The following is a 14,174-nucleotide window of genomic DNA, read 5'->3' as shown; positions in this document are numbered from 1 at the left end:
CCGTCCGGACCTGCTGGTCGCCTCCGGGCCGCCCCGCGAGCCCGGGAAACGCCCCCGTCCGGACCTGCTGGTCGCCTCCGGGCCGCCCCGCGAGCGCGGGGACGAGACCCGGCCCGCCCCTCCGGCCGCCTCCGGACCGCCACACGAGTCCCAGGGCGACACCTACGGGTCCGACGAGGCGTACGGCTCCCGCGACGAGGCGTACGGGCCCGACGAGGCGTACGGCTCCCATGACGAGGCGTACGGGCCCGACGAGACGTACGGCTCCTACGACGAGACGTACGGGCCCGACGGCGGGATCCGGGGCGGGGCCGGGATTCCCGCGGCACCGGAACCGGGATCCGGCCGGCCCGCCGTACCGGCTCAGGACGACTTCGAGCCGGTGCGCCGGGTGGGACGCCCTCCGGAGGGCCGGCCGGCCCGTCCGGACCTGCTGGTGGCCCAGGGCCCGCCCGGCAGGCGGGGGCCGAACGGCGGGCGGCACCACCGCACCGCCCCCGCGCCCTCCGCGATGCGCCGCTCCAGCCCGACCAGGCGCAGGCGCGGCCGTGGCCTGGTGATCCCCTTCCTCATGGTGCTGGTCCTGACCGTCGCGGTCGGCGGCGGCCTGGTGCTGTGGGGGTGGGTGAGCGGCCCCTTCACCACCGGACTCCGGCTGGTCGGCGACGAGGCGCACTCGGGGGACGCGAACTTCGTGCCGTCGCCCGACGCCGGCGGCGACGGATCGAGTCAGGTGCTCAACGCCGTGGCCTCGGCGGGCACCGTCATGGTCGCCGTCGGCAGCGACACCACCAGCCCGGTCCCCAGGCCGCTGTTCCTGGTCTCCCCGGACGGGGGCGGCACCTGGCGGCTCGGCAAGGTGACCGGACCGATGGGCTACGGGACGGGACCGACCACGGTGGGACTGGTGGCGGGCGGCGACGGCCGCTGGCTGGCCGCGGGGAACGACCTGCTCGGTGCCGGACGCGGCCTGTGGACCAGCGCCGACGGCCACAGCTGGAGCGCGGTGGACACCGGCGTGCTGGACGCCTTCGCGGCGGGGGACAAGATCATGGACCTGGCCAGGACCTCCTCGGGCTTCGTCGCGGTGGGGACGACCGTACTCCCGGACGGCACCACCGGAGCCGTCGCGTGGCTCTTGTCCGACGAGCGGGGCTGGGAACGGGTGACCGCCGGGAAGGACGGACTGCCGGACGGGACCCGGGGTCTCAAGGCGGTCGTCGCCAAGGGCGACGCCGTGGTGGCGCTGGGTGATCCGGCCCCGGGCGGGTCCACCCCTGTCATCGCGCGCTCGACCGACGGGGGCAGGACCTGGCTGCGGACCGAGGCGTCGCGGGCGTCCGCCGTCCCCGGGCCGGGCGCGCTGGCCGTGGCCGCCGACGGGTTCGTGCTCGTCCCCACCCAGCGGCGCAGCGACAAGGGCGAGGTGGAGGTCTACTGCTCGCCCCAGGGCGCCGACTGGACCCGGTGCGGCACCATCGGCGGCCTGGCCCCCGACGGCTCGGGCGTCAAGCGCCTGGCCTCCTCCTCGACCGGGGTGGCCGCCATCACCGAATCCGGTTTCGAACGCTATGCCGTCTACACCAGCAAGGACGGCCATGACTGGAGCAAGTCCGCCGACCTCGGCCGGATGCCCGGTTCGCTGCGGGCGCTCGCCGTCTCCGACGAGGGCACGCTCGTCGTCGGCGGCGACGAACGCGCCGCCGACGTGGACAACCGCCTGGTCCTCATCACCGCGCCCAAGGGGGGCCGGGCACGGACGGTCCCCCTGGACGAGATCGACGGGCTGGCCAGGGCCGCCCGCGAGACCGCCAGGGTGGCCGCCGGGGGAGGAAAGTTCGTCGCCGTGGGCGCCGCGTCCGGCGACGCGGGGATCTGGACCAGCACGGACGGCGAGAGCTGGCAGGCCGGTGGCCCGGCGCAGGTCCTCGGCGGCTCGCGGCGGCAGGCGCTCAGCGACGTCGCGCAGAGCCGGCGAGGCTGGCTGGCCGTGGGCAGCACCATGACCGACGCCTCCTCCACCGCGCCCCTGCTCGTCACCTCCGCCGACGGCGCGAACTGGCGCCGGGTGCCCGTCCTGGGCGCCCTCGCCCCGGCCGCCGAGCACGACTACCTCGCTCCCCACGCGGTCGCCGCAGGACCGTCCGGCTACGTCCTGGCCGGTGAGGACCGCGGCCCGGCGGGGACCGTCCCGGCCGTGTGGTTCTCGCCCGACCTGAAGCGCTACACCAGGGCGGGCAAGCTCCCCGCCGGTGGCGGCGGGGTGCGGCTGTACGACGTCTCGGCGACCTCCTCCGGGTATGTGGCCGTCGGCGGCGCGGGTAACGCGGAACACGAGACCGGCGTGGTCTGGGTCTCGGCGGACGGGGTCGACTGGACCGCGCGCAAGCCGGTCCTGCCCCCCGGGGCGACGTCGGCGGGGCTGCGGCACGTGGTCCTGCACGGCGGCCACGTCGTCGCCGCCGGCACCGCCCGGACCGGGGACGGCCTCCGGGCCTTCGGCGCGGTCTCGGCCGACAACGGCACGACGTGGGAGTTCTCCTGGCTCCCCGCCGACCGGGCGGCCGCCGTACAGGATCTGGCCGCGACGGAGGAGGGAGTGGTGGCGGTCGGCTGGCAGGGGCTGCCCGGCGAGGGCGACAGCGTGGCCTGGACCTCCGAGGACGGGCTGGACTGGCAGCGCCACACCCCCACCCAGGACAGCCTGGGCGGCGACGGCGCCCAGTGGCTAGGCGCGGTGGCGGTCGCCGGCGGCCGGCTCGTCGCCCTGGGCAGGTCCACCACCTACGACGCCGACCACCTCACGCTGTGGCGCTCGACCCTGACCGCGGCCCGATGACCGCCCATTCGACCAGGGCCTCCAGCAGGCCGGGGGCGAGCGGGAGCCGTACGAGCTCCTCGTGGGTGAACCACCGGGCGTCCGCGGCGTCGTCCCCGGCGGCGAGCGTGCCGCCGGAGACCTCGGCCAGATAGTCGCGGATCTCGTAGACGAGGCCGTCCGGCCCGGGGCGGTCGACGGCGCCGGCGAGGCGGCCCGCGGTGACCGTCAGGCCGGTCTCCTCCAGCACCTCGCGGACCACCGCCTCGGCGTCCGGCTCGCCCGGCTCGACCCGGCCGCCGGGGACGGACCAGAGGCCCGCGCCGGGCGGGCGCCCGCGGCGGATGAGAAGCATCCGCCCGGAGCCGTCGTGGATGATCGCGCCCACACAATTTACGCGCACATTGATAAGATTACGGCTCGATAACGCGGTGTGCCCTTGACGGACGGGCCACTGACAAAGCACCGTGGGTAGGCGTGAGAGCCGCGCCTGTATGCCCGCGGTGTTTCGGCCCGCTCCGTCCGCCGAGCGCTTGGTCGAGCGCCTGGCGATGTGGTCCGCACGGTGACGTCCTGCCACTGCAGCCGCCGAGACGCCCCTCCTCCGCCGCTGTGGAGGCGATCAGCCGAGACGCCCTGGTCCCCGCCTGGCTGCCGTGGCCTCTGCCACAGGGCTGGCTGGTCACCGGGCTGGCCGAGGCGGGTGACGAGCGCAGTGGCGTCAGGGCCACCGTGATCGCGCTCTCCGGCCCCTCTCTCATTCCCGGCCCGGCCGACCTGCTGATCWTCGCCGAGGAGCCGGGGGTGGGCCTGGGGGCGGGGTTCGCCGGTCTGGACGGCACCGATCCGGGCACGGGGTTCGACGAGGGGCCGCCGCACGCCAAGGTCGAGATCAAGGGGCATCCGGCGGCGCTGTGGTGCGTCGACGCCGCCCCGGACCGGGCGGTCTACGCCGGCGAGGCGCTGGGCAACTGGCTGTGGACGGTCGTCTGGCCGGCCGAGGCGGGTTACCTGATCACCCTGGCCGAGCTCTCTTTACGTGACCTGCGAGATCAGGACCAGGCTCTCGACCTGCCCTTCGGCGCGTTCTCTCCGCGCCTGGGCGGCGAGGACGTCTGACCCGGCACCGACCACTCCCCTCACGACGGCTCAAGGGGAGTGCGCGTTGGACGTCCAGTTCTTCGTCGAGGCGTTCGTCACCATGTTCGTGATCATGGACCCGCCCGGCATCATCCCGCTCTTCCTGGCCTACACCCGCGGCCGCACGGAGCGGCAGCGCACGCGGATCGCCTGGCAGGCGCCCATCGTCGCGTTCTGCCTCATCGTGCTCTTCGCGGTCTTCGGGCGGGCCATCCTGGGATACCTGCACGTCGAGGTGGCGGCCATGCAGATCGCCGGAGGCCTGCTGCTCCTGCTGGTCGCCCTGCAACTGCTCACCGGCGAGACCGGGCCGCCCCCCGACACGATGAAGTCCAACGTGAACGTCGCGCTGGTCCCGCTCGGCACCCCCCTGCTGGCCGGGCCGGGAGCCATCGTCGCGACGATCGTCTTCGCCCAGCAGGCCGGCCAGAAGAACGGCGGCATCCTGGCGCTGGCCCTGGCCATCGCGGCCGTGCACATCCTGCTCTGGGTGTTCATGCGCTTCTCGGTGACCATCCTCCGGGTCATCAAGGAGAACGGCGTCGAGCTCGTCACCCGGGTCTCGGGCCTGCTGCTCTCCGCTCTCGCCGTGCAGCTCATCATCACGGCGATCCGCACACTTCTCGCGACGGGATAGCGCCGTTCGACCCGTTGTTGGCCTGAAACGGGTGATGAGGAGTGAATAGGCGGGCGAATAGGGTGAATGGGAAGACTATCCGTTACCTGTGCTCGAGCCGCAGGGTGGAGCGAGGCAGTAAAGTTCGGAAGCGTGACAGCGCGTATCGAACGAGTGGTGACCGAGGGCGTCGTCGATGTCGACGGCGCCGAGCACAAGGTCGAGAACAACACCTGGATCCTGGGTGACGATGAGGAGGTCATCGTCATCGACCCCGCGCGAGACGCGGAGAAGATCCTGGAGAAGGTCGGCGAGCGGGAGGTGTTGGCCGTCGTCTGCACCCACGGCCTGCCCGACCACGTGGGCGCGGCCATCGAGGTGGCGGCGCGCGACGAGGCCGTGGTGGCCCTCCACCCCAAGGACCGGCCGCTGTGGCGGCTGACCTGGCCGGACACCTGGCCGGACATCGACATGGAGGACGAGGGCGTGTTCGGCGTCGCGGACGTCGAGCTGGAGGTCCTGTCCACCCCCGGTGTCTCCCAGGGCGGTGTCTCGCTCTACTGCGAGGCCCTCGAAACGGTCTTCACCGGCAAGTCCCTGCAGGCCGACGGGCCCGGCAGGATCGGCGGGGAGTATCCCGCGCTGGCCGACCAGCTCACCGCCATCGGCGGCCGGCTGTTCACCCTGCGCCACGGCACCCGCGTGCTGCCCGCGCACGGTGAGGAGACCACCATCGGCGCCCTGGAGCCGCAGTTCGACGCGTGGCTGTCCGGTTCGCTGACCCGTGGCGACGTGATCGAGAAGACCGAGGGCCCGCTGAGCGACGGGACGCGGGCGGCCAAGATCAACCTGAAGCTCCTCGACGAGTAGTCCTCCGTGGACCAGCTCCCCCTTGAGGGCATGCCGCGGCGGCTGTACTCCTGCACGCCGTCGCGGCTGAACACCTGGCTGGAATGTCCCCGGCGGCACCGGTTCGCCTACATGGACCGGCCCTCGCCGCAGAAGGGCCCGCCCTGGGCGCACAACAGCGTGGGCGTCAGCGTGCACAACGCCCTGGCCGCCTGGTGGCGCGAGCCGTACGACCGGCGGACGCCGGGGACGGCGGCCCTTCTGGTCACCCGCGGATGGATCGGTGAGGGCTTCCGCGACGCCGAGCAGTCGGCCGCCTGGCGTGACCGGGCCCGCGAGATGACCGCCGGATACGTCGCGAGCCTCGACCCCTCCGACGAGCCGGTCGGCGTCGAGCGGACCGTGGCCGCCAGGACCTCCGTCATCGCCGTCTCCGGCCGCGTCGACCGGCTCGACCGGCGTGGCGACGAGCTGGTCGTGGTCGACTACAAGACCGGCCGCCGGCCCCTCACCGCGGACGACGCCCGGTCCTCGCTCGCGCTGGCCGTCTACGCCGTCGCCTCCTCCCGGGTGATGCACCGCCCGTGTCACCGGGTCGAGCTCCACCACCTGCCGACCGGCACGATCGCCGAGTGGGAGCACACCGACGCCTCCCTGGCCCGCCATCTGAGCCGGGCCGAGGACATCGCGGTCGAGGCCTCCGACGCCGAGGACCGCTACAGGGACTGGTCGGGTACGGCGCGCACCAGGGGCGCCGACCGCACGCCGCCCCGTGTCCCCCCGGAGATCGACGCGCTCTTCCCGCCCAAGCCCGGCCCCCTCTGCTCCTGGTGCGACTTCCGCAGGCACTGCCCGGAAGGGCAGGCGGCCGGGGGCGACCGCCTGCCCTGGGACGGCCTGGCCGACTGACCCCGGGCACACACGGGCTCAGGCGGCCTCCGCGACCCCGTCCGGCCAGCGGCGGGGGTCGGTCAGGCCCTTGAGTCCCTTGCCCAGGTCGTAGCCCGCGGCGTCCAGGCGCGTCCGGGCACCGGTGAGCATGTCGCGGGTGGAGGGCATGAACGCGCGGTCGTGCACGGTCTCGGGCACCGAGTTCATGCCCAGCCGGAAGGCCTTCAGCGCCGCGCCCACGGTGCTCCGGGGCACGTCGGGCAGCACGCCGTACAGCTTCCTGGCCCAGTCGGGCAGCGAGTAGTAGCACAGCGCGCCGAACGGGAAGTAGGCGGGCTTGCCGGGGGTGAGCATCCGGAGCTCGGCGGGCAGGCGCGGCCACAGCAGGAAGCGCACCGTGGAGGCGGACTCCGGGGTCACCTTCAGCCGGGGCCGTATCCCGGCGAAGTAGTCGTCCATCTCAGCCGTTGAGCCGGGCACGTCCTCGGCGTGCAGGCCCACGTAGGTGGCGCTGCGGCGCTGCTCGGCCAGGTAGCGGTCGGCCTGGCGGTCGGTGAGGCCGAGGCCCGCCCGCCGGGCGACGGACAGGTAGGACGAGACCTCGGCGCAGTGCACCCAGAGCAGCAGCTCGGGATCGTCCACGCGGTGGGTCCTGCCGGTGTCGGGGTCGTCGATGCGCAGCCGGCGGTGGATCCCCCGGACCCGGCGGCCGATCTCGTCGGCCTCCGCCGGGCTGCCGAACGTGACCCGGCCCACGAAGTCCGCCGTACGGCGGAGCCGTCCGAACGGGTCCTCCTGGAAGTTGGAGTTCTGCCAGACTCCGCGCATCGCGAGTGGATGCAGCGCCTGGAGCATGAGGCCCCGGACCCCGCCGATCCACATGGAGCGGTCGATGTGCACCAGCCAGGTCGCGGTGTGCGGGGGCTGGACGACGATGTCTTCGATGCTCGCCATAGTAAGTAGATGATTACATGGCATTCGACGGGGCGTCCAACAGGGGTGGTGCGCAACGGAAGGCGCCGGTACGGGAGCCTCCTGGCCGGGCCGGGAGGCCTCAGCCCAGCAGGCGTGCCTCGGCGGCGTTCCAGAACCGGGTGAGCGCGGCGGCCGTCGTCTCCGGGGCCTCCACCGCGGGGGAGTGGGCGGCGCCGGGAACGACCACGCACTCGGCGTTCAGCCGGTCGGCCATCTCGGACTGCGTCCGCGGCGGCCAGCCGTCGTCGTGCTCGCCGTACAGGACCAGGGTGGGGACCTCGACCTGGGTGAGCTCGTCACACCGGTCCGGCGTGGAGAGCACCTGCTCCGTCATCGTGGTCATGCCGGTCGGGGAATTGGCGAACAGCCGCTTGCGCAGGAACGCGATGATCTCGTCCGGCACCCCGGCGGCCAGGACCTCCGGCTCCATCCGGGTGTGCCATATGTGTTCCAGGCCGAACTCGGGCAGCTCGGCCAGCATGGTCCGGCCCGCGCGCTCGCGCACGCCGACGATCGAGGCGGGGCCCGAACTCATCAGCGTGTAGGAGGCGAACTTGGTGCGGCCGTCGATGACCGCCTCCCGGGTGACCAGGCCGCCGAAGGAGTGCCCGACCAGATGCAGGGGCTCACCCCCGCCGATCGTGTACGCCAGGACGTCGATGTCGTTGCCGAGCGCCGCGCAGGTGTAGGCGCGGGGGTCCTCAGGGCCGGCCGTCTCGAACTGCCCGCGCATGTCGACCGCGATGACCCGCCGTCCCGACTGGGCCAGCGTCTGCAGGACCGCGATGAAGTCCTCCTTGCTGCCCGTCAGGCCCGGGACCAGCAGGGCGGGCCAGCGCTCGGGGACGCCGCTGACCGGCATGGCCTCCAGAACGGCGAAGGGGCCCACCGTCGTATCGACCTGACGGGATCGGACGCCAGGAGGCAGGGTCAGAAATCGCGGCGTACTCACGTGGCCCCACGATACCTCTCTTGGTGACATGGCTCTGTGCGTCTGTGACATGGCTCTGTGCGTCCCAGGACGCGAAAAGGGGCGCCACCCTGCGGTCGCGCCCCTTTTTCTTTGGTACGGCTAGCTCGGACGGCGTGGGCCCCGCTGCTGGCCCCTGCTCGGCGGGCGACGGCGGCTCTGCGCCCTCTCGGAGGCCGCCGACGGGGCGATCTCGTCGTCGTCCGTCGCCAGGTCGGGCGACTGGAAGATCACCGAGAACGGACTCGCCGGAATGATCTTCTCCGGCTGCGGCCGGGGCGCGGGCGCCTCCGCCACGGGCTCGTCGTCCCAGTGACCGTCCACGGACTCATCCTCCCACTGCGGAACCTCGACCACCGGCTCCCGCCTGCGGCGCGGCCTGTCGGCCTGCTCCGCCACGGGCTCCCTGCGCGCCTGAACCTCGGTGTCCTCGGTGAGGCTCACCTCCGGGTTCAGCCCGGCCTTCCGGGTCCGGCCCCGGCGGGGCGCGGTCTCGGCGGGCTGGTCGTCACGGTTGTCGTCCTTGCGAGACGTCACGTCCACCTCCACCTCGGTGAGCTCGACGACGGGGCTCTGGATCTCCTGCTCCGTGACCGGAACCGGGGTCTCCTCGGCGGCACGGCCGGCACGTGAGCGGCGGCGCCGGGGCTCCTCGACCGGCGCCGCCTCGGCGACCGTCTCCTCCCGCACGTTCGCCACGGGCTCCGCGGCGTCCGCGTCCGCACGGCCCCCGCGGGTGCGGCGGCGCTCCCGGGGAGTGCGGGCGGGGCGCTCGCGTCGCTCGTCCCGCTCCTCCTCGCGTCCCCTGCGGGGACCGCGGGAGCGGACACGGCCGGTCTCGCCGAGGTCCTCGACCTCTTCGGCGGCCAGGCCCGCCCGGGACCGGTTGGCGTGCGGCAGCACGCCCTTGGTGCCCGCGGGGATGCCCAGGTCGCTGAAGACGTGCGGGGAGGTCGAGTAGGTCTCGACCGGCTCGGCGAAGTCGAGCGAGAGCGCGTTGTTGATGACCTTCCAGCGAGTGAGGTCCTCCCACTCCACGAAGGTCACCGCGACGCCGGTCTTGCCCGCCCGGCCGGTGCGGCCGATCCGGTGCACGTAGGCCTTCTCGTCCTGCGGGCAGTCGTAGTTGACGACGTGCGTGACGTCGTCCACGTCGATGCCGCGCGCCGCGACGTCGGTCGCGACCAGCACGTCGATCTTGCCGTTGCGGAAGGCCCGCAGAGCCTGCTCGCGCTGGCCCTGGCCCAGGTCTCCGTGAACGGCCGCGGCGGCGAAGCCGCGCTCCTTGAGCTGCTCGACGACCATGTCGCAGGCGCGCTTGGTCTCACAGAAGATCATCGTGAGTCCGCGCCCGTCGCACTGGAGCAGACGGCCCACGATCTCGATCTTGTCCATCCGGTGCGCGCGCCAGACGAACTGGGTCGTCTGCGGCGTCGCCTCGGCCTCGGCGTCGTTGTTCTCGGCCCGCACGTGGGTGGGGCGGGTGAGGTAACGCCGGGACAGGGCGACGATCTCGCCCGGCAGGGTCGCGGAGAACAGCATCGTCTGCCGCTGCTCCGGGATGAGCTTGATGATGCGCTCGATGTCGGGCAGGAAGCCCAGGTCGAGCATGCGGTCGGCCTCGTCGAGGACGAGCACGTCGATCTGGCCGAGGTCGAGGTGCTTCTGCTTGACCAGGTCGAGCAGGCGCCCGGGGGTGCCGACGATCACGTCGACGCCCTGCTTGAGCGCTTCGACCTGGGGTTCGTAGGCGCGCCCGCCGTAAACGGTGAGAATCCGCGAGCCGAGCTTGCCGGCGGCCGTCACCAGGTCTTCGGTGACCTGGACGGCCAGCTCGCGGGTCGGCACGACGACCAGCCCGCGGGGCTTCTTGCGGTTCTTCCGGGGCTTGCCGACACGCTGCAGCATCGCCACGCCGAAGGCGTAGGTCTTGCCGGTGCCGGTGCGCGCCTGGCCGATGATGTCCTGGCCGTTGAGGGCCAGGGGGAGTGCCATCTCCTGGATGGGGAACGGCGCGATGATGCCCTCGGTCTCGAGGGCATCGGCGATCTCCGGTGTGACTCCGAGGTCTCGGAACGTCGTCAGCTTGGCCTGCCTAAATCTCCGGTGAAGGCAGTCCTGCCGGGACCACGGGCTGAAAAAAAATTTCCCCGTGCCGGGTCCTCGCGGAAGGGCCAGCCCTCTCAATGTCATCAGCGACCGCTGCGGCATGATGCCGACTTAGGGGGCTTCCAGGAGCAGATCTCCCGGATTGACACAGTGCGGTCGCACTTTCTCAGAGCAGTGTACTCGATACCACAACGCGGAACCGATTTCTTAGTATTCCTGGTGAATCGCTGGGCGTGTCAACTCGTAGGCTGCCTGCATGAGTGATTCCCCTGCCGGTGTCGGCGACCTGCTCGGCGTCCTTGCCTACGCCGAGCTGACGGCCTTCCTCCGTCTCGCCGAGGACGCCACGCGGCACGCCCCCTCACTGGCCGACCGGGCCGCCCTGGGCGACCTGGCGGCGACCGAGTACGCCCACTTCCGCCTGCTCCACGACCGCCTCGCCTCGCTCGGGATCGACCCGGAGGAGGCGATGGCCCCGTTCGTCGGGCCGCTGGACGACTGGCACACCCAGACCACGCCGGGAGACTGGCTGGAGGCTCTGGTCAAGGCCTACGTCGGCACCGGGATCGCGCTCGACTTCTACCGCGAGGCCGCCGCCCACGTGGACGCCGAGACGCGGCGGCTCGTGGAGGAGGTGCTCGTCGACGAGGGGCGGTCGCAGTTCGTCGTGGAGCGGGTCGGCACGGCCATCAAGGAGGACCCCACGCAGAGCGGGCGGCTGGCGCTGTGGGCCAGGCGGATGGTGGGAGAGGCGCTCAGCCAGGGCCGGCACGTGGCCGAGGCCCGGCCCGAACTCGCGAAGCTGCTGGTGGAGGCGGCGGGTGAGGACATCACCCGGATGTTCGCCCGGCTGACCGAGGCGCACGGCCGGCGGATGGCCGCGATGGGGCTGACCCCGGGGCCGTAGCGGGTGCCCGTGGCGCGTGCCCGCGCCGGGAGCCGTGGCGTGTGCCCGTGACGCGTGTCCGTGGCCGGGGGGACGGCCGGGGGGCGGATTCATGGGCGGGAGCCCCGCCGGGAGGAGATCCGGCCCGGCGTACGGCGGCGCACGCGGGTCTCCGGGAGAGCCGGTCTGCCGATCGAGCAGCGTGAAGGTGCCAAACGGTTGTACCGTGCGAGACATGAGGGCCTCGCGCCGCTACGGCAGTTCCTTGACGAGATGTGGGCCGAACCGCTGGATTTCGCGCGCTGTGTTACGCAGGGGTGGCGCGGACTGTCCGGCCATCAGTCTGGAGCGGCACCGCGTCCGCCGCGCTCGCCGTCCGCACGGCTGCGCTCTGGGCGAACGCGAGGGATGTCGCGGGGACTGAGCCGGCGCCGTGCTCCGGCCCTCGGACCCGCGCCATGGCCGATGGAGGACGACGGCCTGGCGCGAGCCCTGAGATCTCTAGAGGGTGCCGCCGAAACCGACGGGCCGGGCCTCCTCCTCGCCGATCTCGATGAAGCCGAGCGAGGAGATCGGGACGAGGACCCTGCGGCCCTTGCTGTCGCTGATGCCGAAGATGCCCCGGTCCGCGGTCAGGGCCTTGCCGAGCTCCTCCTCGACCTGCTCGGCCGAGAGGTCGGTCTCCACTACAAGTTCACGGTGCACGGAACGCACGCCGATCTTGATTTCCATCGTGCTCCCTTTCGACGAGGGTTGCTCGTCCCATGGTCGCCCCAACGGCGGCCCGACGCGCCGGTTGATCGCGTCAAGCGAACAGACGCGTCAGTGCTCGGCGGTCGTGCGGGGGAAACCCGAGATGCCGCGCCAGGACAGCCGGGCGATGAGCTGGGTGGCGGCGTCCTTGGGGATGGAGCCGTTGCTGCTGATCCAGTAGCGGGCGCTGACCTCGGCCATGCCGACCAGGCCGACGCCCAGCAGGCGGGCCTCGTCGCTTGAGCAGCCGGTGTCCTCCCGGATGACCTGGCTGATCATCTCGGCGCTCTCGCGGAGGTTGCGCTCGATGCGCTGGCGGACCGGGGCGACGTTGCGCAGGTCGGACTCGAAGACCAGCCGGAACGCCTCGCCCTGGCCGGAGACGAAGTCGAAGAAGGCGCCGATCGCGGCCTGGACGCGCTGCTTGTTGTCCGTGGTGGAGGCGAGGGCGTCGCGGCAGCGGGCGATCATGTCGTCCACGTGCAGGTCGAGCAGGGCCAGGTAGAGCTCCTGCTTACCGGGGAAGTGCTGGTAGAGCACCGGCTTGCTGACCCCGGCCCGCTCGGCGATGTCGTCCATCGCGGCCGCGTGGTAGCCGTTCTCCACGAACACCTCCTGCGCCGCGCTGAGCAGCTGGCGGCGACGGGCCATTCGGGGCAGCCGGGTGCCCCGGGGCTTGGCGTCCGGGGTAGCGGTCACGGGGTTCTCCTTGCGGGTGCTCCTGGTGTCTTGAATCATCCTACGCGCGGGTAACCCGGGTCAGCGGTAGTCGTCCTCGTCCGGCCCCACCGTCCGGCTCTGTTCGGCGGCGTCGGCGGGATCGGCCTCCAGGGGAATGTGGTCGGGCCACTCGGGGCCGTCCTCGTCCACCGGACGGCGCTGCTCCGCCACGTCGGCCTCGGGCACCTCGGTCGAGATCTCCTCGGGCCAGTCGGGAGTGTCCTCGTCCGCCGGGCGGTGCTGTTCGGCCACGTCGGCCTCGGGCACCTCGACCCCGATCTCCTCGGGCTCTTCGCCGTGCAGGCTGTCGTCGCGCACATCCATCTCTGACATCCGCCCTGCTTCCGTTCTCCTGCGAACACCGGACATCGCCAAGCGTACGGCGTCGCGTCCCGCCGGCTGAGAAAGCCACGGCATCGGATCCGCCATGACGGGTACCTGCCCCGTTGGTGAGTGTTTACATCCACCTGACACCGCTTCCGAACGTGTGTGCGAAACTCGATGGGAAGCTCAAAGGCAGGGAGACGCCATGCGGAGCATCTGGAAAGGCACGGTCTCGTTCGGGCTGATCACGATCCCGGTCAGGCTGTTCACCGCGACCGAGCGCCGCGACGTCACCTTCCACCTGGTGCACGGCGAGGACGGCGGCCGGATCAGGTTCCGCCGGTTCTGCCAGGCGTGCGAGGAGGAGGTCCCGTTCGCCGACGTGGCCAAGGGCTACGAGCTGCCGGGCGGCGACATGGTCGTGCTCGCCGGCGACGACTTCGAGGACCTGCCGCTGTCCACCTCGCGCAGGATCGAGGTGCTCCAGTTCAGCCCGTCGGACCAGATCGATCCGGTCCTGCTGGACAGGGCCTACTACCTGGAGCCTGATCCCGAGGGGGTGAAGCCGTACGTGCTGCTCCGTGACGCGCTGGAGCGCTCGGGGCTGGTGGCGGTCGTCAAGGTGGCGCTGCGGCAGCGCGAGTCGCTCGCGGCGCTCCGGGTCCGGGACGGGGTCTTCCTGCTGGAGACCATGCTCTGGCCGGACGAGGTGCGCCCGGCGGACTTCGCGTTCCTGGAGGAGGGCGTCGACGTCAGGCCCCAGGAGGTGCGGATGACGGAGTCGCTGATCGAGACGATGGTCGCGGACTTCGACCCCTCCGCGCACAGGGACGGCTACCGGGAGGCGGTCCAGGAGGTCATCGAGGCGAAGATCGCCGGCAGGGAGATCGTGCCCGCCGAGGCGCCGGTCGAGGAGGGGCCGCCGGCCGACCTGATGGCCGCGCTGCGCGCCAGCGTCGAGGCCGCCAAGAAAGAACGCCGGGGCGCGGCTCCGGCTAAGGGGCCGGCTGAGGGAAAGGCCGCCGCCGAGCCCTCGAAGAAGGGCCGGGCCGGAGGGGAAGAGGCTCCCGGTGGACGGAGGACCGGCCGTCCTGCGTGAGGACGGCGGCGCCGGGAATCGGTC

The 14,174-nt window shown here is 72.3% G+C and carries 13 protein-coding genes and 1 pseudogene; 7 read left to right on the top strand and 7 right to left on the bottom strand.

Going from position 1 to position 14,174, the window contains the following annotated elements:
* A pseudogene (locus tag CA984_RS45935) lies at window positions 1-2,839 on the top strand (hypothetical protein); the annotation flags it as partial.
* On the opposite strand, the gene CA984_RS07810 reads toward CA984_RS45935, so the two are convergent.
* Window positions 2,802-3,221 (bottom strand): NUDIX hydrolase, encoded by a 420-nt coding sequence (locus tag CA984_RS07810; RefSeq protein WP_086569766.1) that lies wholly within the window; start codon window positions 3,219-3,221, stop codon window positions 2,802-2,804. The pseudogene CA984_RS45935 and the gene CA984_RS07810 overlap by 38 nt on opposite strands.
* Before the next feature lie 74 nt (window positions 3,222-3,295).
* Here CA984_RS07810 and CA984_RS07805 point away from each other — a divergent pair, with 74 nt between their 5' ends.
* The 4 genes from CA984_RS07805 (at window position 3,296) to CA984_RS07790 (ending at window position 6,332) form a co-directional block, all read left to right on the top strand.
* Window positions 3,296-3,937: a DUF6758 family protein gene (locus CA984_RS07805; RefSeq protein ID WP_086569764.1), complete on the top strand. Its 642-nt coding sequence runs from the start codon at window positions 3,296-3,298 to the stop codon at window positions 3,935-3,937.
* Between the two features lie 46 nt (window positions 3,938-3,983).
* Window positions 3,984-4,595, top strand: coding sequence for a MarC family protein (locus CA984_RS07800; protein WP_086569763.1), 612 nt, complete (start codon window positions 3,984-3,986; stop codon window positions 4,593-4,595).
* Window positions 4,596-4,727: 132 nt separating this feature from the next.
* A complete protein-coding gene (locus tag CA984_RS07795; protein ID WP_086569761.1) occupies window positions 4,728-5,444 on the top strand; it encodes an MBL fold metallo-hydrolase in 717 nt (238 codons plus the stop codon).
* 6 nt (window positions 5,445-5,450) lie between these two features.
* Window positions 5,451-6,332, top strand: a complete 882-nt coding sequence (locus tag CA984_RS07790; protein WP_086569759.1) for a RecB family exonuclease — start codon at window positions 5,451-5,453, stop codon at window positions 6,330-6,332.
* An 18-nt stretch (window positions 6,333-6,350) separates the two neighbouring features.
* Here CA984_RS07790 and CA984_RS07785 read toward each other — a convergent pair whose 3' ends face one another.
* The 3 genes from CA984_RS07785 to CA984_RS07775 all read right to left on the bottom strand — a co-directional run bounded on the left by CA984_RS07785 (window position 6,351) and on the right by CA984_RS07775 (window position 10,254).
* A complete protein-coding gene (locus tag CA984_RS07785; protein WP_086569757.1) occupies window positions 6,351-7,268 on the bottom strand; it encodes an oxygenase MpaB family protein in 918 nt (305 codons plus the stop codon).
* A gap of 100 nt (window positions 7,269-7,368) precedes the next feature.
* Window positions 7,369-8,241 (bottom strand): alpha/beta fold hydrolase, encoded by an 873-nt coding sequence (locus tag CA984_RS07780; RefSeq protein WP_086569755.1) that lies wholly within the window; start codon window positions 8,239-8,241, stop codon window positions 7,369-7,371.
* Between the two features lie 120 nt (window positions 8,242-8,361).
* A complete protein-coding gene (locus CA984_RS07775) occupies window positions 8,362-10,254 on the bottom strand; it encodes a DEAD/DEAH box helicase (RefSeq protein WP_423229292.1) in 1,893 nt (630 codons plus the stop codon).
* Window positions 10,255-10,624: 370 nt separating this feature from the next.
* Here CA984_RS07775 and CA984_RS07770 point away from each other — a divergent pair, with 370 nt between their 5' ends.
* On the top strand, window positions 10,625-11,275 hold the full coding sequence (locus tag CA984_RS07770; protein ID WP_086569753.1) for a ferritin-like fold-containing protein: 651 nt from the start codon (window positions 10,625-10,627) through the stop codon (window positions 11,273-11,275).
* A 480-nt stretch (window positions 11,276-11,755) separates the two neighbouring features.
* On the opposite strand, the gene CA984_RS07765 is transcribed toward CA984_RS07770, so the two are convergent.
* From CA984_RS07765 to CA984_RS07755, 3 genes are all read right to left on the bottom strand, one after another.
* Window positions 11,756-11,986: a DUF3107 domain-containing protein gene (locus CA984_RS07765; protein ID WP_086569751.1), complete on the bottom strand. Its 231-nt coding sequence runs from the start codon at window positions 11,984-11,986 to the stop codon at window positions 11,756-11,758.
* Window positions 11,987-12,076: 90 nt separating this feature from the next.
* The gene (locus CA984_RS07760; RefSeq protein ID WP_031166735.1) at window positions 12,077-12,706 is read right to left on the bottom strand and encodes a TetR/AcrR family transcriptional regulator; all 630 of its coding nucleotides are present in this window, start codon (window positions 12,704-12,706) and stop codon (window positions 12,077-12,079) included.
* Window positions 12,707-12,766: 60 nt separating this feature from the next.
* The gene (locus CA984_RS07755) at window positions 12,767-13,060 is read right to left on the bottom strand and encodes a hypothetical protein (RefSeq protein WP_207620778.1); all 294 of its coding nucleotides are present in this window, start codon (window positions 13,058-13,060) and stop codon (window positions 12,767-12,769) included.
* A 196-nt stretch (window positions 13,061-13,256) separates the two neighbouring features.
* Here CA984_RS07755 and ku point away from each other — a divergent pair, with 196 nt between their 5' ends.
* Window positions 13,257-14,150 carry a non-homologous end joining protein Ku gene (ku, locus tag CA984_RS07750; RefSeq protein ID WP_086569749.1) on the top strand — a complete coding sequence of 298 codons (894 nt, stop codon included), beginning with the start codon at window positions 13,257-13,259 and terminating at the stop codon, window positions 14,148-14,150.
* Window positions 14,151-14,174 lie beyond the last annotated feature (24 nt).

It is taken from the genome of Streptosporangium minutum (genome assembly GCF_002149035.1).
GTDB lineage: Bacteria > Actinomycetota > Actinomycetes > Streptosporangiales > Streptosporangiaceae > Streptosporangium > Streptosporangium minutum.
The sequence above is the reverse complement of the archived record's forward strand: the minus strand, read 5'-3'. Positions and strand labels throughout refer to the sequence as shown.